Genomic DNA, 24062 nt, shown 5'->3' with positions numbered 1-24062 from the left:
ATGCGCCATAACCCCTTTCCAGGCTATTTCTTTTTATCATAGCATAAAAAAACTGTCGACACGCTCTAAAATTAGAGCCATTGTCGACAGTCTGAGACAGGCCGCTATCGAGCGGCCTGTCTTTTGTATTAATTACGATGCTTCTTTTTTCTCTTTGGAATCCTTGTAATCCTGTACTTCGTTTTTCGGCTGCTCCAGCGGCTTCTTCAAAATAGCCAGCATAATCATCGTCACGAGCGATCCGATCAGAATCGCCAGGAAGTATAGGAAAACTCCGCCGCCCTGTACAGCGTTCAGGAAGAACACGAGGAACCCTCCGTGCGGCGCAAGCAGTTCGACGTTGAACAGCATGGCCAGACCGCCTGCTACTGCAGAACCAGTAACGATGGAAGGAATAACCCGAAGCGGATCGGATGCTGCAAATGGAATAGCACCTTCAGTAATGAAGAACGACCCAAGGGCATAGTTTGTATACCCTGCGGAACGCTGCTCTTTTGGAAAACGGTTCTTAAAGAACGTAACCGCAAGTGCGATACCAAGCGGCGGCACCATTCCGCCAGCCATTACAGCTGCGTGCGGGGCGTAAATACCCTGTCCAATCAAGGCTACACCGACGGTGAAGGCCGCTTTGTTGAACGGTCCGCCCATATCGATTGCCATCATACCGCCAAGCAGAATCCCAAGAAGTACTAAGTTACTTGTACCAAGACCGGTAATCCAGTTTTGAAGACCTGTGTTAAGAAACGCAATTGGCGTAATAAACACGTAGTACATTAAGAGACCGGTGATTAAAATATTAATAACTGGATAGAACAAAATCGTTTTAATACCATCAAGCACCTGCGGAAGCCCTGATAGTGCTTTCTTAACGCCGAGGGCCACATACCCGCCAAGGAAACCGGCGATAATACCGCCAAGGAAACCGGCTGTTGCGTCTTCAGACCCCGGGATACCCTGTGTGGCCATAAAACCACCGACCATTGCCGGCATGAAACCAGGACGATCTGCGATGCTCATGCCGATAAAGCCGGCAAGCACTGCTACGAATAATCCAAACGCATACTGTCCGCCTATCGCGTTCAAGGCCTGGGCAAATCCATTAAACTGATCACTTTCCGGATCTGCTGAGTTAATTCCCCAGAAGAAAGAAAGAGCGATAAGGATCCCGCCGCCGATAACAAATGGCAGCATGTTCGAAACCCCGTTCATCAGGTGGCGGTAAATAGCATTACCAACTGCTTTTGCACCGCCTCCACCGCCGGCGGAAGCTGATTCTTCATCCGACGAAGAACTTCTTCCAGAACCTCTGTATTTCGAAAATTCTCCGTTTACGGCCTGGTTAATTAACTGTTCCGGTTTACGGATTCCATCCGTAACTTTCGTGGATAAAAGCGGCTTGCCATCAAAGCGTTCCATTTCAATTTTTGTATCAGACGCTACGATAATTGCTTCCGCATTTGCGATTTCTTCAGAAGTGAGGCGGTTTTTAACCCCACCGGAACCGTTTGTTTCCACTTTAATGGAGACACCGAGCTCCTTTGCCTTGTCTTTAAGCGCGTCTGCTGCCATGTACGTGTGAGCGATACCAGTCGGGCAGCCAGTCACTGCAAGAATTCTCGGCGTAGTGCTGTCTCCTCCGGCAGCCTGCGCAGAAGAGGCTTCTGCTTCTTCCTCATCGCTTCCAAGCTTGTCTCTTTCTTTTGCATCCACAGCCGCCATGATCTCGTCTTCAGATTCTGCATTCAGCAGATCCTGGCGGAAGTTTTCATCCATTAACAGCGTAGACAAACGGGACAGTGTAGTTAAATGCGCTTCGTTCGCTCCTTCTGTCGCTGCAATCATGAAAAACAGATGTGCCGGCTGACCGTCCAGTGATTCATAATCCGCGCCATCCTGAGAACGTCCGAATGCAATGGCCGGCGTATCCACAGCACTTGTTTTTGCGTGAGGAATGGCTATGCCTTCGCCGATGCCGGTAGAACTCTCTGATTCCCTTTTTTCAATCGCTTCTTTAAAAGCCTGTCGGTCATTTAAACGGCCGGCGGTGTCAAGCTTGTTTACCAGTTCATCAATCACTCCGGCTTTGTCTGTCGACGAGAGAGACAGCAGCACGGTATCTCTTTTTAATAGATCAGTAATTTTCATTCTGCTCACCCCTTTAAGCTTGATTAGTTTCTTCGCTTTCCAGCGAACGAATAGTTATTTTTTGACTTAGTGCTTTTACTTCTTCTTTCGTACAGAATGTTTCAGAAAAAGCTGTAGCGCTTCCGGCAGCCACTGCTTTGTTCAGCACCTGATCTGGAGTCAGACGTTCCGTGATTCCGGCGGCAAACCCAGCCACCAGGGAATCCCCTGCCCCAACAGAGTTCACAGCTTTCTGTTTTGGCACGGAAGCATGGAGAGTCTGTGATTTATTAATATATACAGCTCCTTCTCCTGCCATCGATATAACGACGTGCTCAATATCAAAATCCTCCAAAAGCTTTCGGCCATAAACCGCAGCGTCTTCCACACTGCTCACTTCCACTTCGTACAATTCTGCCAGCTCAAGATGGTTCGGCTTCACAAAATAAGGGCGGCCTTTCAACGCCTCGCCGAGCGCTTCTCCGCTCGTGTCCAAATACACCCGGACTCCTTTATTTTTCACCCGCTCCATCATGTCCAGGTAGATGGTATGAGGAAGAGAAGAAGGAACGCTTCCCGCGAGTATTAATTCATCCTCCTCCGTAAGAGCATCCAGCTTCTGGTACAGCGCTTCTACGTCTTCGCGCGAGACACCCGGGGAAGCTCCATTAATTTCTGATTCCTGCCCACCGCGGATTTTGACATTAATTCTTGTGTCCTCTGCCACCTGCACAAAATCCGTTTGAATCTTTTCTTTTTCCAGGCTTTCTTCAATATACCGTCCGGTAAAGCCGCCTACAAAACCGAACGCAGTGGACTGTTGTCCGAGCCTTTGCAGCACTCTCGAAACGTTAATGCCTTTGCCCCCTGGATATTTCAAATCATTTTTCGAGCGGTGGATACTCCCCGGAATAAACTCTTCCAGTTCTACTACATAATCGATCGCCGGATTCAGCGTTACTGTGTATATCATGTACTCACGACCTTCACATCTGTGTATTTCTTCAAGTTTGTCCGTTCATCGTCCCGCAGTCTGTCCGACGTAATAACTTCCGCTAAAGCAAGTTCACCAATGTTTGCAAACGTGATGGAACCAATCTTCGAATGATCCGCCAGTACATAGCTCCTTTCCGCAAGGTCGAGCGCTGTCCGCTTAACCACTGCTTCATCCGGATCCGGGGTTGTATACCCGTGGACGGGATGAACACCGTTAATGCCGAGAAAGCAGGCATCAAAACAAAATTCCCTCAATGCCTCTATAGCTTTAATTCCTACCAGTGCACCTGTTCCCTGCTTGCCTTTACCTCCGATGACGTACGTTTCAATGCCTCTTTCAAGCAAAAGCGGTACATGTGGTATGCCATTGGTCACTACGACAAGATCCCGGTCCGCCAAATAAGGAATCATTTCCAGGGTCGTCGTCCCGGCGTCTAAAAAAAGGCACTCGCCAGGTTCAAGCAGGGATGCTGCAGCTTCTGCAATCTTTTTCTTTTCCCATTGATTTACGCTGCTCTTTTCTGCGATAGTTGGTTCATTTCGGCGGCGCCTTGAGAGAGAAGCTCCTCCGTGGATCCGTTTAATCTGCTCATCAGATTCCAGTTTGGATAAGTCTCTTCGAACCGTTGCTTCAGAAGCACCGGTTAATTCCACCAGCTCATGAATGGAGGCAGTATCTTTAGTTTTTAAAATCTCGATGATCGTTTCCCTGCGCTCCGTGTGAAGCATCCTCTTCTCTCTCCTTTCTGACTTCGCCGTAAAAACAACAGGCATCTGCGAAAGTTTTGATCGTTTTCTGCGTCTGCTTGTTTGATTATCTTCATTGTACACGCTTACTTAATCATAATCAATCAATTTTATTCAAAAACAATCAATTATTTTTATTTTTTGATTGGAAATGGAATTTACCTCCTTTGAATCCGTCATGTATTTCAGTACGAAAAAAAGCACGCCTCTTTTTAGAGACGTGCCTGAAGGTATATAAGTATCATCAGCTGCCATTCAGCTTTTCCCGGGTCACCGCTTCAATCACTTCTCCCGAGGGGTTAAACTTTAAAGCACGGTATATTTCATCGTGGTAGAACGTAAACCATGCATGACGCTGACAGCCCCAGTTCATGTAGTGTTCTTTCATGTACACCGAATCCACCGGATAGTCATCATAAGCCGTCACCCAGAGCACATTCTGGTGAGCATGCGTCGGCATATTATCAGCCATGTGAATCAGCGTGCTGCTTTCATCTTCAATCAGGATAATGCTCATTCCTGCGCTGTGGCCGCCTGTATGCACCATCCGTATATTTTCGGTAAGCTGCAGCTCTGACTCAAACGTCTCCACCTGATGGGCCACCGGCTTCCAGTTTTTTTCCCAGTACGTGTTTTCCGAACGGATGTTTGGATTTTTCATTTCCTCCCACTCCGTTTCCGATACATGAATGACAGCATTTCGAAATACCGGCACACTCTGCCCCTGTTCTTCCCGGGCGAGCCCCGAGGCATGGTCAAAGTGCATATGCGTCATCAATACAGCGTCAATGTCCGAGGCGTAAAGATTCATCTCTCTCAGACTCTGCTCGACATTTGATTCTTCCGTTACGCCATAGTTCCGCTGCTGCTTTTTGCTGAGCCGGCCATTTCCAAGACCTGCGTCGACCAGTATATTTCTGCCCTCTCCCTGAATAAGCAGCGGGTCTGTCGGCATCGGCACCTGATTGTTCTCATTCACCGGGTACTTTTTGGACCAGAGAGGTTTTGGAACCACCCCGAACATAGCACCCCCATCCATGTTGGTTACTCCGCCTTCAAGCCATGTAATTGTATAATCACCAATGGTTAACTGATTCATGAAAGCAGTGCCTCCTTTTCATAAAAGAAAGCGCCTATCGCACATATTACGGTCTCACCGCTTCTGTAAAGTAAATAGGCTCTCCCTTCGCGTAAAATTTCTCTTCATATTCTGTCATCACATTTCCTTCAGCTTCTTCACTTTCATGGAGATGAAGACGCACTTTCCTCAGAGCAAAACCAAAGGTCGAAAGAGAAGCAAGAGAATATTCAAACAGCCCCTGATTGTCCGTTTTCATCTGCACTGTGCCCCCGGGCACCAGAATCTGCTTATACAGCTCGAGAAAATCAGGGTGTGTCAGCCGACGTTTTTCATGGCGCTTCTTCGGCCATGGATCAGTAAAATTGATATAAAGAGTTTCCACCGAGGAAGGCTCAAAGTACTCCATTACATGGCGCACATCCCCGTGAATGAAAGCAAGGTTCTCCGGCTGCTTGAATAAAGCACGCTGCACTCCTGTCGCAAGAACACTTTCATACATTTCCATTCCGATAAAATTAATGTCTGGATGCTTAATACTGTTGTCGCTTAAGTATTTCCCTTTGCCCGTACCTACTTCTAAATGGATAGGCTGATCATTTCCGAATCTTTTTTGCCAATTTTTATTTACCTGTTCCGCTTTTGTGACCACCAGTTCCGGGTGTTCCTGTAAAAACTCGTGCGCCCACGGCTTATGACGGAGTCTCATCGTACTTTTCCCTCTTTCTTCATATAATAACTATATATTTAACATACAAAATCCGCTGAAAACGCAGTGACGTTCCAGCGGATTTTTATATTTGCAATGAGTCCCGGTCCAACACTGCTTCAAGCTGTTTTTTATAAAACTCTGCTTCTTTTCTCCGGTTCGTCAGTATGGCCTGCTGAGCGTGATCAAGCAGGTGGCTGATAATCTGCCAGCGCATCCGCCGCTGTAAATGGGAGGTTAAAGGAAGACCGTATTCCTGCAGCCACCCGTCCCATTCTTCTTTTGGAATGTATTCATACAAAATCAGAGCCAGATCAAGTGCTGGATCACTGACTGTGGCGTTATCCCAGTCCACTAAATACAAATCCCCGTTGGCATCAAACATCCAATTATTATGGTTCATATCACCGTGACAGACAACGAGACGGGGAGGCTGGACTTCACCGGAGGTCCCTGCAAGTTCTTCGAGAGCAACTGCCATTGAATCCGTAATATAAGGAAGCTGATCCTGCTGCTCTCTTAATACAGCGATGGTTGCTTCCGGCGTGCGTGCATGGTTTCCTATTCTCATAAACATGTCCAGCAGTTCGCTAGACGAATGAATTTTGGATAACAGCTGGGCTACCCGTGTATTATCCATATCCCCGCCTCTTAGTTCGCGGCCGTCAACCCATCGCTGAGCGGTAATTACGTCACCGTTAGCCTGGCGCTTTGTCCAGAGCAGCTTAGGCACTATTCCTTCTGCCGAAAGCACAGCAAGAAATGGAGAAGAATTTCTTTTCAGAAATAACACTTGTTCCCCGGCACGCGCGAGGTACGCTTCTCCTGAAGAGCCACCGGCTGGTTCAATCGTCCATCCGTCTCCCATCAGCAGTTCCAATACTTTCACCTTCGATCTATCATAGTGGTCTGAATATTTCATAGCCGATCCTTTTTAACAATATTTTATTCCCATGCTTGTCTTATTTTATTTAATTGTATGTATAAAATACCCTCTATGAAATAATCTCCTCTACTTCTCGTGCGGGTAAAAGTGTTTCTGTTTACGTTTTTAATTTTACAGCGAATCGTTCTTAATAATAGCAAACATTGAATTTATAAGTCAATCGACCAAAATACTTGTGACCGACCTCTCAGCTGCTCTTCTTCCGAGTATCTTCTATTTAATCTCTCTTCGTAACTTCCCCTTTTTTTCCATCATTCAGAGTGGTATAGTAATTTCGTTCATTATTACAGGGCAACTGTTTATCTGAAGGAGGACTTTACTATGTCAGACCGCTCACTCGGCAATGGCCGGCTGCTGATTACCTGCCCGGACCAGCCGGGGATCGTAGCCGCTATATCTGATTTTCTGCACCAGCACGGTGCTAATATTATTCATTCTGCTCAGCATACAAATGATCCGGAAGGCGGACGTTTTTTTATGAGAATTGTCTTCTCCATCTCTTCGTACCCGGACAAATTTTATCAGGTAAAAGAAGAGTTTCTTCCTATTGCTGAGCATTTCGACATGGAATGGTCTTTAGAGCGCGAAGACCGCAAAAAAAGTGTTGCGATTTTTATCTCAAAAGAAGATCATTGTTTAACAGAATTATTGTGGAGATGGCGCTCCGGAGAACTGCCTATTCATATCAGCTGTGTTATCAGCAACCATACGACGCTGAAAAATGTGGTGGAAAGCTATGAAATTCCTTTTTATCACATACCAATAGAGAAAAACGCCAAGCCGGAAGCAGAAAATAAAATACTTCGTACGCTTGAGCAGTATCCAATTGATTTCCTCGTCCTGGCCCGGTACATGCAGATACTGTCGCCGGATTTTGTCGCTCACTACCCGGCAAAAATTATTAATATCCATCACTCGTTTCTTCCGGCCTTTATCGGAGCGAACCCTTACAGGCAGGCTTTCGAGCGTGGTGTGAAGCTAATCGGTGCTACCGCTCATTACGTGACCAACGACCTGGATGAAGGACCGATTATTGAACAGGATGTACTTCGGGTAAACCACCAGTACAATGCCAACGATTTAAAAATTACCGGGCGCAATGCTGAAAAAATTGCGCTGGCAAGAGCCGTTACCTGGCATGCAGAAGACCGCGTTATTGTTGATGACAATAAAACGATTGTTTTTCTATAGTACCAGCTTATTCGTCATACTCGTCCGGAGAGTAGATCTCGCTACGGAGTACCGAAACGGTCGCAGTCTGCTCCATAAGTGCTTCAGCAGAAAAAAGCTGCCGGTTTTTTACTGGGGACGGATTGGTGATGCGTTTGTCCATCCACCGCTTGTATTCACGTTTGTCTGCTGTATGGGCATATAAAATTTCACGGTTATCAATGATCCAAGCGGGAGAAACAACCGTCGCCTGAGCGGGGAAGGTTGTCCCCGCTTGTTTTAATACAGCTTCCACTACATTCATTGTTCTTTTTAATGCAAGCACCGGACTGACAAACCTTAAAATAAATAGGCATCGCTCTCGTGTATTTCCACCTCTTCTTCATCTTCATGCTTCCACCACTTTAACCGGTTTACTGCTTTTCCCATCCGGCTGTTTTTCTCGAGCGTTTCATCCTCCGGTGCCTTCGGACCCGATTTGTTTGCAATCATCCAATCTGTTTTCATTCGTTGCCAGTATGCCTGCTTGACAGATAAAAATTCTGCGTTTTGATGAAGAAAATCCTGTTCATAACGCGAAGCGTAATCTTTCATTTTTATTAATTGAGCCATTCAACTCTCCCTTCTTCCCCATCACAGCAATTTCACAGCGTCTGCGCCAAGAAGCTGCGGAACTCCGTTTTTATTATAATATCGTCATTGTCTGCGCATTATTCATGTTAAAGGAATAAATTCCCTGCCAGCGGAGCCAAAAAGGCAACAATAACAGCACTGACTGTCATAGCTACCGAACTGACAGCTCCTTCCGTCTCACTGTTTTCAAGCGACTTGGCGGTTCCTATTGCATGAGCTGCGCTGCCCATACCGATGCCCTTTGCAACCGGGTCAGTCACGCCAACCACGTTCATTACCCTGGCATGAACCACGACCCCGCCAATACCTGCCACCATAACAAACATTGCCGCTAAAGGGGCATCGCCACCGAGTGTCGTTGTGATATCCATTGCTACCGGTGTCGTTACCGATTTAGGCAGGACCGCGGCCGCCCATTCTCTGGACGCCCCAGTTGCCGCTGTAAACACAAGTCCGGAAACAATACCTATAACGGCTCCCGTCCCAATGCCACTGAGAATTGGAAGCAGATACCGTTTTAACAGATGCCGCTGTTCATAAAGCGGACAGGCAAGCGCCACCACTGCCGGCCCAAGCAGTGATTCTATCCACTGGCCGCCGTTCATATAGACGTTGTACGGAATTCTGGAAACCAATAAAAATAATATGATAACAATGGTGCCGGTAACGATTGGAAGCATTAGAGGAATAGGAAACCACCGGTACGTCCTTTTGGAAGCAGTGTATACTGCTAACGTTCCAGCAATGGCTGCTGCTGTTGTCCACCATTCATTCACGATACCTCTCTCCTCTTTTCAACAAGTACTGAGTTACCCATGAGCCTGTTCCCATCACAAGAAGTGTACTGATAAATACAGCGGTTATCAGCCCGGCTCCAAGCAGTGAAAAAAGTTCTCCATGAACTACCAGTCCGGCAGTTACCGGTAAAAACAGCAGCGGCATATTTCCAAGCAGCAGCCCGGATCCATCCTGAAGCCATTTTGGAGTCGCCGCCGTAAAAACAAAAACCGCAAGCAAAAGCAGCATACCAATAATACTCCCCGGGACCGGAAGCTGCAGCACATCCTGGATCCAGGTGCCTGCCCAGTAAAATACATACAAAACTACTATGTGGATGACAATTCTAACTAACCGCATATCTTCCCCTCTTTTACTAAGTCAATTCCGTCCAATGTACTGTTTCATATTTTACACCCCGTCCTGGATGAATGCGATAAAGATGCAGATGAGCGGCCTGAAAAAATATTGCTTCCGGAAGCGGCACGGCAGGCCATGCGAACTCACGCTCTTTTACCCGCTTTTTTGCCAGGGTCATATGAGGGCGGTACGGGCGCTGCTCGGTCTTCATTCCCAAATCATTCAATTGGGCTTTCCATTCTTCATATAAAGAAAACAGGCCCTCTTCTGCGTGCACTCTTGTATACAGAACGCTCTCCCGTCCTTTTGGACCGAAGGAGCCCACACCATCGAGTCGGAGCCTGGGCTGATACGTTAATTTCACTTCACTCATCCTTTTTTTGATAGTATCCATCTGTTCCGGAGAAAGCTTTCCAAAAAAGTGGAGCGTAATATGAAAATCCTGCGGGTGCACCCACTGTTTAAAAGGAAGATCATTTTTCACCTTTGAAACCCAATCTGCCCAGGCAGACCTCGCCTCTTTTGGAACCGGCAGAGCAAGAAAATAATGATTATCCACTGTTTCCTCTCCTTTCCTTACCTTAAAGCTGTTATAAACGAACAAGCGCTGTAAATGTGTTAGAATATACGAATGAATGATAGAAAAAGGATGTGTAACAATCATGCGTGTAGCAAATAATATGTCAGAACTAGTTGGCGATACGCCTTTAGTTAAATTAAACCGTCTTCCGGAAGCCGGAGGAGCGGACGTATACTTGAAGCTTGAATTTCAAAATCCCAGTGGCAGCGTTAAAGACCGGGCCGCAAAAAATATGCTGAAGCAGGCCGAAGCAGAAGGAAAAATCAACGAAAATACTACTATTATAGAACCGACTTCAGGAAACACTGGTATTGGCCTCGCTATGAACGCCGCTGCGCGGGGCTACCGGGCGATACTGGTTATGCCGGACACGATGTCCCAGGAAAGGATTAACCTATTGAAGGCTTACGGGGCAGAAGTAGAACTCACACCTGGGGATAAGAAAATGCCTGGCGCCATTTCCCGGGCCCATGAACTTGTAGCGACAATTGCTGACAGCTTCATGCCTATGCAGTTTGAAAACGAAGCCAACTCCGATGCGCACCGGGAAAGCACGGCACTTGAAATTGAAGAAGCGATGAAAGAAATCGGTAAACCGCTGGCTGGTTTCGTTGCCGCGTCCGGAACTGGAGGCACTGTAACAGGAACCGGTGAAAAATTAAAAGAACTGTACCCAGAAATTCAAATTCACGTCGTGGAACCGTTTGGCTCCCCGGTTCTTTCCGGCGGAAAACCCGGACCCCATAAGCTCGTCGGCACCAGTCCCGGGTTTATACCGCCAATTTTGAATCAGGATATATACGACCATATTTACAAAATTACCGATGAAGATGCCTATAAAACTACAAGAGCTCTCGCCGGTCAGGAAGGTATTTTGGTCGGGCCCTCTTCCGGTGCTTCCTGCTTTGCTGCCATGGAAACAGCCAAACAGATGTCACCGGATCAGGTTGTCGTGGCCATTGCCTGCGATACCGGCGAACGGTATTTATCCACCGATCTTTTCCGGTTCGACGACTAAAAAACCTTTCCTAAAGGCGCCTTTACACAAAAAGGCGTCTTTTTTTACATAATTTTTACATTTGTCTTTCTGTTAAATAAGGAAGGTGGTTTCATCGAACCTTCTGCTTTTTGAAGCATAATAACATACATTTTTTCATTATAACTGGAATTTCATTCGTGTTTTATTTTCATTCGCAGATGAATGGCACAGTTTTCCGACAAAAATTTTGCGATATATAAATAAATAGTATAAACTATTAATTACAGGGACGCTTACAAAATATTTTGAATACTCTCATCCTACATGCTGCTGAGTTTCTTTTCAGAAAGTTTTACAGAGCAGCTGACGCAGAAACAGTCGAAGCCATCAAATATAATTCCTACTTACGTGCGCAGTCCCGGGCATGTCTTCAAGTGCCATAAATTCATTGGCTAAGGAGTGGTTTTTTGAGAACGTCCACCGACCGAATGATAACCCGTATTAAGTCTATCTATCTCTATATTAAAAAGAGAGGAACGGTGACCACCGGGGAATTGGTTGACGAATTCGGAATTACACAGCGCACTATTCAGCGTGACTTGAATGTGCTCGAATACAATGAATTGGTCAGCAGCCCTTCCAGAGGGGCCTGGACGACGACTGCCCGAAAAGTAAAAGCTTCCTGAAATGATTATATCTATGCGCGGCGCCGGAATTAAACTCCCGGCGCTTTTTCACGTATTAAAAAGCCCTCGCATTCTTCCGGCTGCTTCGATAAAAAGGCGTTCCTTCCGCTCTAATTTTTCTTTTTTTGATACGTCAGGGGCGACAATAATTTCTTCTTCGTCCACACTTTGCACTGCCCGCGCTGCCTCCTCCCAGGAGCATTTATGAATAGCTCTAAAGCCGCATGCTGCTGCTCCAAATGAAGCCAGGAGCTCCTGCTCGGCACTCACCTGCACTCTGCATTGAAACACATCTGCGACTGTCTGCCGAAAAGCTCTGCTTTTTGTGCCGCCACCAACAAGAAATAGCGTAGAGGAAGTAACGCCGGCCTGAAAAAAGGTCTGCTTTAAAGAAAAAGCCAGACCTTCAAGCACCGCCCTGGCCATGTGCGCCTGCGTCACCTGGCCGTCGATGCCGATAAACGCACCCTTCGCTTTCTCATCAATTACCGGATTCCTTTCTCCATTTAAATACGGGATAAACAAGAGCGATCCGGACACAGAAGCCGGCTCGGCAATCAGTTTTTCAAAAGCTTCGAAGTCGCCTCCGCACCACGTATGCACCGCCCATTGATGAACATTTCCCATGTTGAGGAGGGGCATAATTTTAATAAACCGGCCTTGTTGAGGCGCGGCCAGATGAAACACACTGCCTTCTTCTGACACGGTCAGCGTATCGGCAGGCACCGCCGTCCAGCCTGTTGTTCCTGCGTAGGCGTAGCCTTCGTCATTACCCGCATGAGCACTGGCAGCAAGAGTCACCGCGCCTCCGTCCCCAAGACCGCAGTAAACGGGAGTTCCAGCTGGTATTCCTGTCTGACTGGCAGCCTCCTTTAATACATAGCCTGCTGTTTCTTCGGGCTCCAAAAGACGGGGAAGCTGACGCCGGAAAATTCCGCTCCCTTCCCACAGCTTTTCTTCCCACGCCCTTGTATGTATGTTCATCATTCCTGTCACAGTGCCATTTACCGGATCGCAGACTGATGCGCCCGTTAAACGGTAGATTAAATAATCCTTAGAACCAAAGAGTACCTGGTCCCACTGCTCTGGGAATTCGTCTGCCATCCACTTCATTAAAGGTGTCGTTGCTCTCCAGTCGTTTCCCGTAAATGCTGTTACAACATCCGGAGGCAAATGCCTTTTTGTTAATTCTCTGCTTCCTCTGGTATCAGAATAAAGGATGGCCGTTTCTGCTCTTCCGTCTTTAAAAGGGATAAAATCCTCCATCTGTCCGGTGCACACCACTCCATCAACGTTTAGGTCAATCCCGTTACTCTGAAGAGTTCTGCACGCTTTTCTAAAGGTCTGCCACCATTCTGGGGGCTTCTGTTCGTGATTCCCTCCATCGGTATATGTATGGACAGGCTCTGAGACACTTCCCTCCACCTGACCTCCTCCGTTCAGTATCATTACTTTTAAAGACGTCGTTCCCAGGTCTGCACTCAGCAGTCTACAGCTCATCGCTGTCTGCTCCCTCTGATTTTTCCCCGACGCTGTCCCGGAGCAGCTGAATTTCATCATCATTTAACTCCCGATACTCCCCCGGCAGTAAATCCTCGTCGAGCGACAGCCGGCCGAATGATTCTCTTTTTAAATAAACGACTTCATTACCCACAGCCTCAAACATCCGTTTCACCTGGTGAAATTTCCCTTCTGTTACTTCCACATACACTTCCCGCTGAGTATCGGGCACTCTCCGCAGAACCGCAGGCTTACAAACATAGCCGTCATCAAGCTTTACACCTTTTTTGAAATGTTCAATATTCTTTTCTTCTATCGGCTGTTCGAGTACCGCCCGGTATATTTTTACCACCCCATGCTTCGGTGACGTAAGAAAATGGTTAAGCTTGCCGTCGTTAGTCAACAGAAGCAATCCTTCAGTGTCAATATCAAGCCTGCCCACCGGAAAAGGCTCTCTGACCGCGTCTTCCTGTTCTAAAATATCCAGAACCGTATCATGAACGCTGTCTTCTGTAGCACTGATGACTCCTGCTGGTTTATGCATTAGATAATAAACAAATTCAGTGTAGTGAATGTCCTCACCGAACACGCTGACCCGCTGCTCTTCAGGATCCACCTGGACCGCTCCGTTGTTCACCGGCTCCCCGTCGACAAAGACGCCTCCTTTTTTCAGCATTTTTTTTACTTCCTTGCGGGTTCCATAGCCTAATTCCGCCAGTAATTTATCCATTCTCATGCCGATCACCTCTTTCCATCTGTTCGAGAATTCCTGCAGCAAATTCTCCGTGCGATCCGTTCATATGAGCTTCAATAACTCCGGCCGGAATCTGGCGGAGAACAGCCTGCTGTACTGTTTTTGAGACGTTCTGCTCCTGCAGCCGTTTTTCAAGATTTACTATCATCCGCAGCGTTTCTTCCACCGCTGCCTTATTTGCCGTTTCCACCTCCTGCTCGCTTCCCTCTATAACTGTAAATGCATCTCCCAGCCATTCTTGAAGATATTTGCGATCACTGCTTCTGGAGCTGTTAACGACAAAAACATTTTCTCCCTCGCCGGCTGCGGCTCTTTCGGCATGCCCCGCAAATTTGGCTGCGGCCTTCCGTACATGGGCAGGCACTTCCACCTGATCAGTGTAAAGCGAGGTTGCCGGGATGTATATTACAGTTCCCTCAGCCAGATACGGACCGTGCCAGTAAATAAAATCTTTAATTCCGGCAGGGGGCAGCGCTAAAAATATATAGGGATAACGGGGAAGCTCCAGCTCATCCACCCGCGAAATCTCTTTTTTTGTTTCCTTCATCCAGGCCTTTTCCCCGCCCCGGTACATTACAGAGACGGACGTGGGCTTACTTTTCACTGCTACAAGCTTTGCCAGCCTCCCGGCTCCCACTACTAACATTTTTGTTCCTCCAATACATTTCGATGATTCTGGTTTTAACACCTCAAAGCCGGTTTCTGTCTGCCAGTCTGAAAAAGAGACGTTGCTGTTAACAACGTCTCTTCACACTATGCGGAAGTTGGTTTATTGATCCCCTGATCCTGGACCCGGGCAAGGCGGTTGTTATTTCTGGAGATGTTTGCCAGCAGTCCAAGCATCGCCAGAGTTATTAATAAGGAGGAGCCCCCGTAGCTCAGAAGCGGAAATGGCAGGCCGGTAATCGGCATCATGCCCGCTACAGCTCCAGCATTAATGACAGCCTGACTGAGGAGCTGAAAAACAATACCAAAAGCGAGAAGGGTGCCAAATTGTCCTTTAGCACTAAGCCCGATTTTTATGCCCCGCCAGGCGATAACGCCCAGCAGACCTACGACAAGCAGAACCCCAAAAATTCCAAGCTCTTCAGCGATAATCGGGATAATAAAGTCCGTGTGCGCCTCAGGAAGGTAATTCATTTTCTGTACGCTCTCCCCCAAGCCCACACCGAACAGCCCACCGTGGGCAATCGCAATGTAGCCCTGAATCAGCTGAAAACTCCCTCCTCCAACCGCTTCTTCATTCGCAAACGGATCCATAAAGGATACAAGCCGGGCCAGACGATAGGGCTCTGTCAGCGCAATATAAGCAAACAGCGCTGCAGCCACTCCCCCGAGCATAAACATATGCCGGAACTTTGCTCCTGATAAAAAGACAATTACAATTGTTGTCATCATCAGAGCCGCAGCTGTCCCGACGTCAGGCTGCATCACGATAAACCCAAGCAGCACGGCAACAACGACCAGCGGAGGCATGACCCCCTTCGTAAACGAGTCAATATACTTTTGTTTCTGGGAGTAGACCTGAGCCAGATAAATAATCAAACTCAATTTCACAAATTCTGCGGGCTGAATGTTTACCGGACCAAAACCGATCCAGCTTTTCGCCCCGTTCACTTCATTGCCTACTACAAGCACGAGCATAAGTAAAAAGATAGATAATCCTATCAATAACGGCGTTGTTTTTTTCCATTTTTCATAAGGCACATGCATCATGAAAGCAAACACGCCTATTCCAATAATAAAAAACATTATCTGCCGCTTAAGAAAAAAGGCCGCATCATCATAAGCCCTCATTCCGAGCGGAAAACTTGCGCTGTACACCATAACGATGCCAAATAATGTTAAGAGCGCGACCGCACCGATCAAGAGCCAGTCATAATCTTTATATCTCCACGTTTTCATGTTTCACCTCTAATGCCGCGCTGTTTTTGGGCGGCTTGATGCGTTTGTCTCATTTCCATAAAGTGTATTAATTATATCACCATCCCTGCCTGAACAAAAGATTAGAAAGCAGGAGTTTTCTCTACGCCGAAAAGCGTTTTCCAAGCACTTTTTCCGCCAGACCGCTCTTCATGGCAAGGGCCATAAACAGCACTCCGCCGACACCGACACTGATAATTTCTACCATAAATAAATCCATCCAGCCGTTTCCGCTAAATAAGACTTCCATACCGTTTCTTGTAATTAAGACCCCAATGCCCATTACTGCAGATAAAAGAACTACTGTGCCCGCCCGGCGCGAGACCCCTCCGAAATGAAAACCGGTAAACTTCGCAATCGCCCAGGCGTTAAATATTACTCCACAAGCAAATCCAATAATCGTGCTGTAAATTCCGCCGACCGGTCCGAGAAGCAAAAGAAGGACGTAAGCACTGATAATTTTCACCAGTAAACCGAGCAGCAGGGAGGCAATGGCATATTTCTGGCGGTTAATCCCCTGCAGCACCGCTGCACTCACTGAGAAAAGGGAAAAAACGATCGCCGCGTACGCGTAATGCTGCAGCACGTAGCTGCCTATTTCCAGTGACTCTGTCCCAAACAACACGCCAAATGTTGGCCTCGCAAGCAGCGACAGTCCGACCGCGGCAGGCACCGATAAAAACAAAATCACCTGGTACGTCTGCGTAATCTGGCGCTGCAGCAGATCCTGATCATTGCCTGTGAAGGATTTGGTGATGGTCGGAATAAGGGTAATTGACATTGCCGTAGCTATTGCTACTGGGATGAGAATCAGCTTATGGGAGGATCCCGCAAACGCGCCGTATGCGGTCTGAATCTGTCCGGACGTCCACTCCCCGGTCTGCTCCAGCGCCCGGGTGAAGGTGAACATGTCCACCATCTGAAACAGTGGAATTGCCAGGCCGACAAAGGACAGCGGCAGCGCGTACCGGATGAGCTCACTGTACATGCTTGTTAGCGGAAGGTCACTCGATACCTTGCTTTCTGCCTGCTCCTGCTGCAAAAAGCGCTGCCTTTTTTTCCAGTAAAAAACCAGAACGGCCATGCTTGCCAGCCCACCTACAAACGCTCCGAAGGTGGCAAAGCCAATAGCTGTTCCAAGATTTCCATCGACGGCATACAGAATAAACAAAGCCATTGCCAAAATGAATACAATCCGTACAATCTGCTCAATAACCTGGGAGACCGCTGTCGGTCCCATCGACTGATGCCCCTGAAAAAAACCTCTCATGATTGCCATCGTTGGAATTATCATTAAAGCAAAGCTGACCATGCGGATCGTAAATACAATATCATCTGACGTAAAAGCTTCACTCGAATCAAATGAGATTAAATTTACGATAAGGGGAGCGCCCAAAAATAAAATAAGGAACGCTGCAATCCCGGTAAGAGTCATAAAAAAAAGACCCGACTTAAACAACCTTCGGCCTGTTTCAAAATCTCCCATCGCGTTATATTTGGATACAAACTTTGACATAGCCATTGGTATCCCAAGCGTGGCCACGCTAAGCATTAATGTGTACGGCTGGTAGCCGTATTGATAAAGTGCGATCCCCTGCTGGCCAACCATGGCTGCGAAAGGAAATATGTAAATCATTCCTAAAAATTTTGAAATAAACGTCGCTATGCTTAAAAGAAGCGTTCCCCGCAAAAATTTTGAATCAGACATTCTTATGTTCAGCTCCATCGTGTAATCGTCTTGTGCTCTCTATGCGAATTTTACCACACTATTTTCCATTCTGGCGTCCCTTTGCCTGAAAATTAATACCGAAGGCAAAAGAAAGCGCCCGTTCACCATAAACGGGCGTACTTTTTCTTATACGTCACTTAATCCTTTAATGTAAAATGTACGCTTTCTCGGGCCGTCAAATTCACAAAAATAGATGCCCTGCCATGTACCGAGCACAAGTTCTCCCTGCTCTACAATGATTGTCTGCTGCGTCCCCATTGTACTTGCTTTTAAGTGCGAGGCAGAGTTTCCTTCGGCGTGCCGGTATTTTTCATGCTCCCAGGGATACACTTCATCGAGACGCATGAGCATATCATGCTGGACATTTGGATCAGCGTTCTCATTTACAGTAATTCCAGCCGTCGTATGCGGGGAGTAGACGATCACCGCTCCGTGGTCAAGGCCCTCCTCTTTTACATACGTACGGATCTTCTCGGTAACATCTATCATTTCTGCATGTTCATTTGTAGATAAGTCAAGCTTTCGCAGCATTGCATCCGCCTCCTTTATGCTTGTGTAAATATAAATTTTCTCTTATGATACAATACAGCTATTATAACCGATTACGAAGCATTTTAATCTTCATGAGTATATGCTTCGCAGTCGTAAGGAGAGAATAAATAAATGACGAACGTCATTGTTATCGGCGGCGGTCCTGCAGGTTTGATGGCCTCGGTTGCTGCTGCAGAGCACGGCGCCAATGTCACATTAATAGATAAGGGATCCAAGCTTGGAAGGAAGCTTGCCATTTCCGGCGGCGGCCGCTGCAACGTCACTAACCGCATGGAACGCAAAGAGCTGATCGAACACATTCCCGGCAACGGCAAATTTATGCACAGTCCATTTTCCATTTTTGATAATGAAAATATTATCCGCTTTTTCGAAAATCTTGGCATCGACCTGAAGGAAGAAGACATGGGCCGAATGTTCCCTATTAACGATAAAGCCATAACTGTCGTGAATACACTGCTCAACGAAATGGAACGGCTCGGGGTCCAGACACGCACCAACACCAAAGTCGCTTCCATCGATTACGGCGACACCCAGGTCCAGGGGCTTTATTTAGAAGACAGCACCTACCTTCAAGCTGACCGCGTTATTATTGCAGCCGGAGGCAAATCCGTACCAAAAACCGGTTCCACCGGGGACGGCTATCCCTGGGCGGAGGCGGCCGGACATACAATTACGGAGCTGTATCCGACGGAGGTGCCCATCACTTCTCCGGCAACCTATATCCAGGACCGAACGCTTCAGGGCATTTCGCTCTCCGGCGTCTCCCTGACTGTTTACCGGCCGGGCGGCAAAGCCATTAAAACCCATACCGGGGACATGATCTTCACCCATTTTGGTGTTTCCGGACCGATTGGCCTTAGATGCAGCCAGTATGTGGTGAAAGCTTTAAAAAAATACAAAGCCGAACAAATAGAGCTCGGCCTTTCCCTCTATCCCGAGGAAAACCATGAATCCATGTTTCAGCGGCTCGTTTCGCTGAAAAAAACACATGAAGCAAAAACGGTTAAAAATGCCCTCAAGGGTCTTACCATGGAACGGCTGCTGCTGTTTTTTCTGCAGGAAGCAGGCATTTCCAGCACGATGACCATCGGTGAGGCAACGAATAAAAAACTGCGTGCCCTTGCTCTCCTATTTACCGATTTCCGTTTCCCGGCAGACGGAACGCTTTCCATTGAAGAAGCATTTGTGACAGGCGGCGGGGTGTCCATCAAAGAAGTGTTTCCAAAACGGCTTGAATCCAGACTGAAAAGCGGATTATTTTTCTGCGGGGAAATTTTAGACATTCACGGATACACCGGTGGCTTTAATATCACCTGTGCCTTTTCCACCGGCTATACCGCAGGAAAAGCGGCTTCCGGGCAGCCAACTGCGGAATCCGAAAAACAACCGTCCTATTCAAAAAGCTGACCGCTAATGCGGCCAGCTTTTTTTAATTAGCTACAATATTTACAAGCTTGCCCGGAATGGCAATGACTTTTCGCACTGTCTTCCCTTCAAGCTCCTGCACAATTTTTTCCTGTTCCATTGCCGCCGATTCAAGGTCCTTCTCATCGGCATCTCTTGGAACAACTGCTTTTGCCCGAAGCTTGCCGTTGACCTGGATGATGACTTCAACTTCCTCTTCAATAAGCATCTGTTCGTCGTGCACCGGCCAGCTGCTTCTTGATATAGAACGCTCTTCCCCGAGACGGCTCCACAGCTCTTCGGACAGGTGAGGAGCGATAGCGCTCAACAGCTGAAGAAACCCTTTTAATTCCTGTTTCGGGAGCGTCTCCTGCTTGTTCGCTTCGTTCACGAAGACCATCAGCTGACTGATACCGGTGTTAAACCGCAGCTCAGTGAATTCTTCCGTTACCTTTTTCACCGTCTGATGATACGTTCTTGCAAACGATTCCGATGCTTCTTCCTCCCGGATCTCCGGACGGATAGAGCCTTCATCGGTTACAAATAAGCGCCAGACCCGGTCCAGGAAACGTCTCGCTCCGTCCAGGCCGCTGTTGGACCAGGCAATCGAAGCATCAAGCGGACCCATGAACATTTCATACAACCGCAGCGTATCTGCACCGTGGGTACGAATAATTTCATCCGGGTTCACGACGTTCCCTTTTGATTTACTCATTTTTTCATTGTTTTCCCCGAGAATCATTCCCTGGTTATACAGCCGCTGGAATGGTTCTTTTGTAGGTACCACTCCGATATCATATAAAAACTTGTGCCAAAACCGTGCGTACAGCAGGTGGAGCACTGCGTGCTCTGCGCCGCCGATATACAAATCAACCGGCAGCCATTTCTCGAGCGCTTCTTTGGAAGCAAGCTCTTCTTCGTTATCCGGATCAGCAAAACGCAGGAAGTACCAGCAGCTGCCGGCCCATTGCGGCATTGTATTTGTTTCCCGGCGTCCTTTCATGCCCGTTTCCGGATCAGTGACCTCAAGCCATTCGGTATTGGTGGCAAGAGGCGATTCGCCTGTACCTGAAGGACGGAACTCATCCATTTCCGGGAGCTCAAGCGGCAGCTCTTCTTTAGGAAGCGTGGTCATCGAACCGTCTTCCCAGTGAATAACCGGAATCGGCTCCCCCCAGTACCGCTGGCGGCTAAAGAGCCAGTCGCGCAGACGGTAGGTTGTTTTTTTTCGGCCAATATCTTTTTCTTCAAGCCATTCAAGCATTTTCCCTATGGCCTCGTCTTTATATAAACCATTCAAAAACTCTGACCTTACATGCGGACCGTCCTCCGTATAGGCTTCTTTGGACGTATCTCCGCCTTCAACTACTTCCACAATTGGAAGGTCAAATGTTTTCGCAAATTCGTAGTCCCGCTCATCATGCGCCGGCACGGCCATAATCGCTCCGCTGCCGTATGTAGCGAGAACGTAATCAGCTATCCAGATCGGCATTTTTTCCCCGTTTACTGGATTAATAGCGTAGGAGCCTGTAAATACGCCGGATTTTTCCTTCTGCAGCTCTGTGCGTTCAAGATCACTTTTCATTGCTGCATCGTGCTGGTACTTCTCTACAGCTTCCTTCTGCTCCGGCGTAGTAATTTCTCCAATATAGTCATGCTCCGGGGCAAACACGCAGTAGGTCGCTCCGAACAAAGTATCCGGACGGGTCGTAAATACGTCAAACGAAAGATCCTTTCCTTCAACGTGAAAGGTCAACTCTGCTCCTTCCGAACGGCCGATCCAGTTGCGCTGCATTTCTTTAATGCTGTCCGGCCAGTCCAGCCCGTCCAGGTCTTCAAGCAGACGATCGGCATAGGCTGTAATCTTGAGCATCCACTGCTTCATCGGCCGGCGTTCCACCGGATGACCGCCGCGCTCGCTTTTTCCATCGATCACTTCTTCATTGGCGAGAACTGTTCCAAGCGCCGGGCACCAGTTGACCGGTACTTCGTCAATATAAGCGAGACCGTGTTCATACAGCTTTGTGAAAATCCACTGGGTCCATTTATAGTAATGAGGATCTGTCGTGTTAATTTCCCTGGCCCAGTCATAGGAGAAGCCCAGTTCCTTAATTTGGCGTTTGAAATTGGCAATGTTTGCCTGAGTGAACTCCCGGGGATTTTTTCCGGTATCGAGCGCGAACTGCTCCGCTGGAAGGCCAAAAGCATCCCATCCCATCGGATGCAGCACATCGTAGCCCTGCATGCGTTTCATCCTTGATGTGATGTCAGTTGCTGTGTAGCCCTCGGGATGGCCGACGTGCAGGCCGGCTCCGGAAGGGTAGGGAAACATATCCAGTGCATAGTATTTCGGGGTGCCGGTATCTGCGTTGGATACGGCAAAGATTTCATTTTCCTCCCAGTATGACTGCCATTTGGGTTCTATCTGTTGGTGGGGATATGCCATGATTGTCGTTCCTCCTTTAAATAGTTGGAGCATCTTTGCTGATTTTATCTGTAAAAAAAGCCTCTCTCCCAGCTGGAAAGCAGGGACGAGAGGCTTAAATTCCACGAAACAAACGGCGGGACGCGCACACGCCACTCAAGTGCGTTTCCGACTCTGACGCTTCGCTCACCCGTTTTCGTCAAGCGTCTGCTGGGTGCATAACGATAAACAAAGTACGCCGATATTCAATACTTGATATTTTATGAATTTATCCCCCTGCTGTCAAGCCTTTCTCCGTGGTTCTTTTCCTTTGCGCTTTGGGAATACAGACAAAACATGCTAAAATGAGAAAGAATATTTTATGCACGATGGAAGGAGAGGCTCTTCATGAGCTCGGAATTATCTAACGAACAGCCGCTTGTCTGGGGAGAGAAGCGGTATCATACATGGAATCATCATTTAAAGGAATCATTCGGTCATAAAATCTTTAAAGTTCCGTTGGATGGTGGATTTGACTGTCCGAACCGTGACGGGAACGTCGCCCACGGCGGCTGCACGTTCTGCTCTGCAGCAGGCTCCGGAGATTTTGCCGGCAACCGGGCCGACGATGTGGTTACCCAGTTCCATGAAATTAAAGACCGCATGCACAAGAAATGGAAAAACGGAAAGTACATTGGTTATTTTCAGGCATTCAGCAATACTTACGCCCCCGTGGAAGAACTGCGGGAAATGTACGAAGCAGTACTCGCCCAGGATAACGTCGTCGGCCTTTCCATTGCGACGCGTCCGGACTGCCTCCCGGACGACGTAGTCGAATACCTTGCCGAGCTGAATGAACGCACCTACCTGTGGGTCGAGCTCGGGCTGCAGACGGTGCATGAAACGACTGCTGAAACGATCAACCGGGCGCACGACTTTGAATGCTATAAAGAAGGCGTGGACAAGCTCAGAAAGCATAACATCCGCGTGTGTTCCCATATCATTAACGGCCTTCCACAGGAGGACCATCAAATGATGATGGAAACTGCCCAGGCTGTAGCTGATCTTGACGTCCAGGGTATTAAAATCCACCTGCTTCACCTGTTGAAAAAGACACCGATGGTAAAGCAGTATGAAAAAGGAATGGTGGAGTTTCTCGGCCGCGATGAGTACGTCAGTCTTGTAGTGGATCAGCTCGAAATTCTGCCGCCCGACATGCTCATTCACCGCATTACCGGGGACGGGCCGACCGAGCTTCTTATCGGTCCGATGTGGAGCGTGAACAAGTTCGAAGTACTAAATGAAATTCATAAAGAACAGGTTCGCAGACACAGCTGGCAGGGAAAATATTATCAGCCTGCCCCGGCAGCTTTATGACTCTGCCGAAAGCCGTGGCTTTCGCCCATTGGATGATTGCACAGAATATTCGTCCCGGCGACACCGTGATTGATGCCACTTGCGGAAATGGCGGGGATACCGTCTTTCTGGCAGAGGCAGTCTCTCCTGCCGGGCATGTGCATGCCTTTGACATTCAAAGCGAAGCCATCCAGGCTACATATGCACGATTAAAAAAGGAAAGCCTGGAGCCACACGTCACGCTGCACCACTGCAGTCATGACTATGCAGTGTCTGTGCTCACTGAAGCGGAAAGAACCAGCGTCCGGGCAGCCGTTTTTAACCTCGGCTATCTGCCGGGGAGCGACAAACAGATTGTGACGTCTGCTTCTTCTACAACTGCAGCGGTTCTTTCATATCTTCATACGTTCCCGCCGGGCGTTCCGGTCATCGTTGTCATTTACCACGGCCACCCGGGAGGAAATGCAGAACGTACAGCCGTTGAGAACCTTGCTGCTGAACTTTCGGAACAGGAAGTGCGGGTGCTGCGGTACAGCCTGGAGTTTCAGGAAAAAGCGCCCCCTTATGTGTTAACCTTTGAAAAAACAGGAGAAGAATCTCCTCACTTATCCAATTTAGTTCAAGCTTATTCACATATATCTACGAAGGGATGATA

24 protein-coding genes are annotated in these 24062 nt (G+C 47.9%); 6 read left to right on the top strand and 18 right to left on the bottom strand.

Annotated elements, in window-relative coordinates; all coding sequences use genetic code 11:
- Positions 1 to 132: 132 nt before the first annotated feature.
- The 6 genes from BLV22_RS14115 to BLV22_RS14090 form a co-directional block, all read right to left on the bottom strand.
- On the bottom strand, positions 133 to 2145 hold the full coding sequence (locus BLV22_RS14115; RefSeq protein ID WP_091616656.1) for a PTS fructose transporter subunit IIABC: 2013 nt from the start codon (positions 2143 to 2145) through the stop codon (positions 133 to 135).
- A gap of 13 nt (positions 2146 to 2158) precedes the next feature.
- Positions 2159 to 3097, bottom strand: coding sequence for a 1-phosphofructokinase (pfkB, locus tag BLV22_RS14110; RefSeq protein ID WP_091616654.1), 939 nt, complete (start codon positions 3095 to 3097; stop codon positions 2159 to 2161).
- Positions 3094 to 3849, bottom strand: a complete 756-nt coding sequence (locus BLV22_RS14105) for a DeoR/GlpR family DNA-binding transcription regulator (protein ID WP_091616652.1) — start codon at positions 3847 to 3849, stop codon at positions 3094 to 3096. The genes pfkB and BLV22_RS14105 overlap by 4 nt, the downstream gene beginning before the upstream one ends.
- 262 nt (positions 3850 to 4111) lie before the next feature.
- Positions 4112 to 4966: a YtnP family quorum-quenching lactonase gene (locus BLV22_RS14100; protein ID WP_091616650.1), complete on the bottom strand. Its 855-nt coding sequence runs from the start codon at positions 4964 to 4966 to the stop codon at positions 4112 to 4114.
- Positions 4967 to 5012: 46 nt separating this feature from the next.
- Positions 5013 to 5654, bottom strand: a complete 642-nt coding sequence (trmB, locus tag BLV22_RS14095) for a tRNA (guanosine(46)-N7)-methyltransferase TrmB (protein ID WP_091616648.1) — start codon at positions 5652 to 5654, stop codon at positions 5013 to 5015.
- An 85-nt stretch (positions 5655 to 5739) separates the two neighbouring features.
- Positions 5740 to 6576: a phosphotransferase family protein gene (locus tag BLV22_RS14090; RefSeq protein WP_091616646.1), complete on the bottom strand. Its 837-nt coding sequence runs from the start codon at positions 6574 to 6576 to the stop codon at positions 5740 to 5742.
- Positions 6577 to 6921: 345 nt separating this feature from the next.
- On the opposite strand from BLV22_RS14090, the gene purU reads away from it, so the two are divergent.
- Positions 6922 to 7791: a formyltetrahydrofolate deformylase gene (purU, locus tag BLV22_RS14085; protein ID WP_091616644.1), complete on the top strand. Its 870-nt coding sequence runs from the start codon at positions 6922 to 6924 to the stop codon at positions 7789 to 7791.
- 7 nt (positions 7792 to 7798) lie between these two features.
- Here the strand turns inward: purU and BLV22_RS14080 are convergent, their stop codons facing one another.
- The 5 genes from BLV22_RS14080 to thpR all read right to left on the bottom strand — a co-directional run bounded on the left by BLV22_RS14080 (position 7799) and on the right by thpR (position 10099).
- Positions 7799 to 8095, bottom strand: coding sequence for a hypothetical protein (locus BLV22_RS14080; RefSeq protein WP_091616642.1), 297 nt, complete (start codon positions 8093 to 8095; stop codon positions 7799 to 7801).
- A 14-nt stretch (positions 8096 to 8109) separates the two neighbouring features.
- Entirely contained in the window at positions 8110 to 8382 is a 273-nt protein-coding gene (locus BLV22_RS14075; protein WP_091616640.1) for a hypothetical protein, read from the bottom strand.
- A 107-nt stretch (positions 8383 to 8489) separates the two neighbouring features.
- Positions 8490 to 9179 carry an LrgB family protein gene (locus BLV22_RS14070; protein WP_091616638.1) on the bottom strand — a complete coding sequence of 230 codons (690 nt, stop codon included), beginning with the start codon at positions 9177 to 9179 and terminating at the stop codon, positions 8490 to 8492.
- Positions 9172 to 9540 carry a CidA/LrgA family protein gene (locus tag BLV22_RS14065; RefSeq protein ID WP_091616636.1) on the bottom strand — a complete coding sequence of 123 codons (369 nt, stop codon included), beginning with the start codon at positions 9538 to 9540 and terminating at the stop codon, positions 9172 to 9174. Before BLV22_RS14065 ends, BLV22_RS14070 begins: the two co-directional genes overlap by 8 nt.
- A gap of 16 nt (positions 9541 to 9556) precedes the next feature.
- The gene (gene thpR, locus BLV22_RS14060; RefSeq protein ID WP_176967791.1) at positions 9557 to 10099 is read right to left on the bottom strand and encodes an RNA 2',3'-cyclic phosphodiesterase; all 543 of its coding nucleotides are present in this window, start codon (positions 10097 to 10099) and stop codon (positions 9557 to 9559) included.
- Positions 10100 to 10202: 103 nt separating this feature from the next.
- Here thpR and cysK point away from each other — a divergent pair, with 103 nt between their 5' ends.
- Positions 10203 to 11138, top strand: coding sequence for a cysteine synthase A (gene cysK, locus BLV22_RS14055; protein WP_091616632.1), 936 nt, complete (start codon positions 10203 to 10205; stop codon positions 11136 to 11138).
- 428 nt (positions 11139 to 11566) lie between these two features.
- Positions 11567 to 11785, top strand: coding sequence for a DeoR family transcriptional regulator (locus BLV22_RS14050; RefSeq protein WP_091616630.1), 219 nt, complete (start codon positions 11567 to 11569; stop codon positions 11783 to 11785).
- 48 nt (positions 11786 to 11833) lie between these two features.
- On the opposite strand, the gene BLV22_RS14045 is transcribed toward BLV22_RS14050, so the two are convergent.
- From BLV22_RS14045 to BLV22_RS14020, 6 genes are all read right to left on the bottom strand, one after another.
- Entirely contained in the window at positions 11834 to 13285 is a 1452-nt protein-coding gene (locus BLV22_RS14045) for a xylulokinase (protein WP_176967790.1), read from the bottom strand.
- On the bottom strand, positions 13275 to 14021 hold the full coding sequence (locus tag BLV22_RS14040) for a pseudouridine synthase (protein WP_091616626.1): 747 nt from the start codon (positions 14019 to 14021) through the stop codon (positions 13275 to 13277). The genes BLV22_RS14045 and BLV22_RS14040 overlap by 11 nt, the downstream gene beginning before the upstream one ends.
- Entirely contained in the window at positions 14008 to 14685 is a 678-nt protein-coding gene (locus BLV22_RS14035; RefSeq protein WP_091616624.1) for a hypothetical protein, read from the bottom strand. The genes BLV22_RS14040 and BLV22_RS14035 overlap by 14 nt, the downstream gene beginning before the upstream one ends.
- Before the next feature lie 107 nt (positions 14686 to 14792).
- Positions 14793 to 15944 carry a putative lipid II flippase FtsW gene (ftsW, locus tag BLV22_RS14030; protein WP_091616622.1) on the bottom strand — a complete coding sequence of 384 codons (1152 nt, stop codon included), beginning with the start codon at positions 15942 to 15944 and terminating at the stop codon, positions 14793 to 14795.
- Positions 15945 to 16065: 121 nt separating this feature from the next.
- Positions 16066 to 17670, bottom strand: a complete 1605-nt coding sequence (locus tag BLV22_RS14025) for a putative polysaccharide biosynthesis protein (protein WP_091616677.1) — start codon at positions 17668 to 17670, stop codon at positions 16066 to 16068.
- A 147-nt stretch (positions 17671 to 17817) separates the two neighbouring features.
- Entirely contained in the window at positions 17818 to 18222 is a 405-nt protein-coding gene (locus BLV22_RS14020; RefSeq protein ID WP_091616620.1) for a secondary thiamine-phosphate synthase enzyme YjbQ, read from the bottom strand.
- Positions 18223 to 18354: 132 nt separating this feature from the next.
- Here BLV22_RS14020 and BLV22_RS14015 point away from each other — a divergent pair, with 132 nt between their 5' ends.
- The gene (locus tag BLV22_RS14015; protein ID WP_091616618.1) at positions 18355 to 19650 is read left to right on the top strand and encodes a BaiN/RdsA family NAD(P)/FAD-dependent oxidoreductase; all 1296 of its coding nucleotides are present in this window, start codon (positions 18355 to 18357) and stop codon (positions 19648 to 19650) included.
- Between the two features lie 22 nt (positions 19651 to 19672).
- Here the strand turns inward: BLV22_RS14015 and leuS are convergent, their stop codons facing one another.
- Positions 19673 to 22093: a leucine--tRNA ligase gene (gene leuS, locus BLV22_RS14010; protein ID WP_091616615.1), complete on the bottom strand. Its 2421-nt coding sequence runs from the start codon at positions 22091 to 22093 to the stop codon at positions 19673 to 19675.
- Between the two features lie 366 nt (positions 22094 to 22459).
- On the opposite strand from leuS, the gene mnmL reads away from it, so the two are divergent.
- Positions 22460 to 23428, top strand: a complete 969-nt coding sequence (gene mnmL, locus BLV22_RS14005) for a tRNA modification radical SAM protein MnmL/YtqA (RefSeq protein WP_022795021.1) — start codon at positions 22460 to 22462, stop codon at positions 23426 to 23428.
- The gene (gene mnmM, locus BLV22_RS14000) at positions 23425 to 24060 is read left to right on the top strand and encodes a tRNA 5-(aminomethyl)-2-thiouridylate-methyltransferase MnmM (protein WP_091616613.1); all 636 of its coding nucleotides are present in this window, start codon (positions 23425 to 23427) and stop codon (positions 24058 to 24060) included. The genes mnmL and mnmM overlap by 4 nt, the downstream gene beginning before the upstream one ends.
- Positions 24061 to 24062 lie beyond the last annotated feature (2 nt).

The organism is Marinococcus luteus (genome assembly GCF_900106595.1).
Lineage (GTDB): Bacteria > Bacillota > Bacilli > Bacillales > Marinococcaceae > Marinococcus > Marinococcus luteus.
Note: the sequence above shows the minus strand (reverse complement) of the source record. Positions and strands in the feature narration are given on the sequence as shown.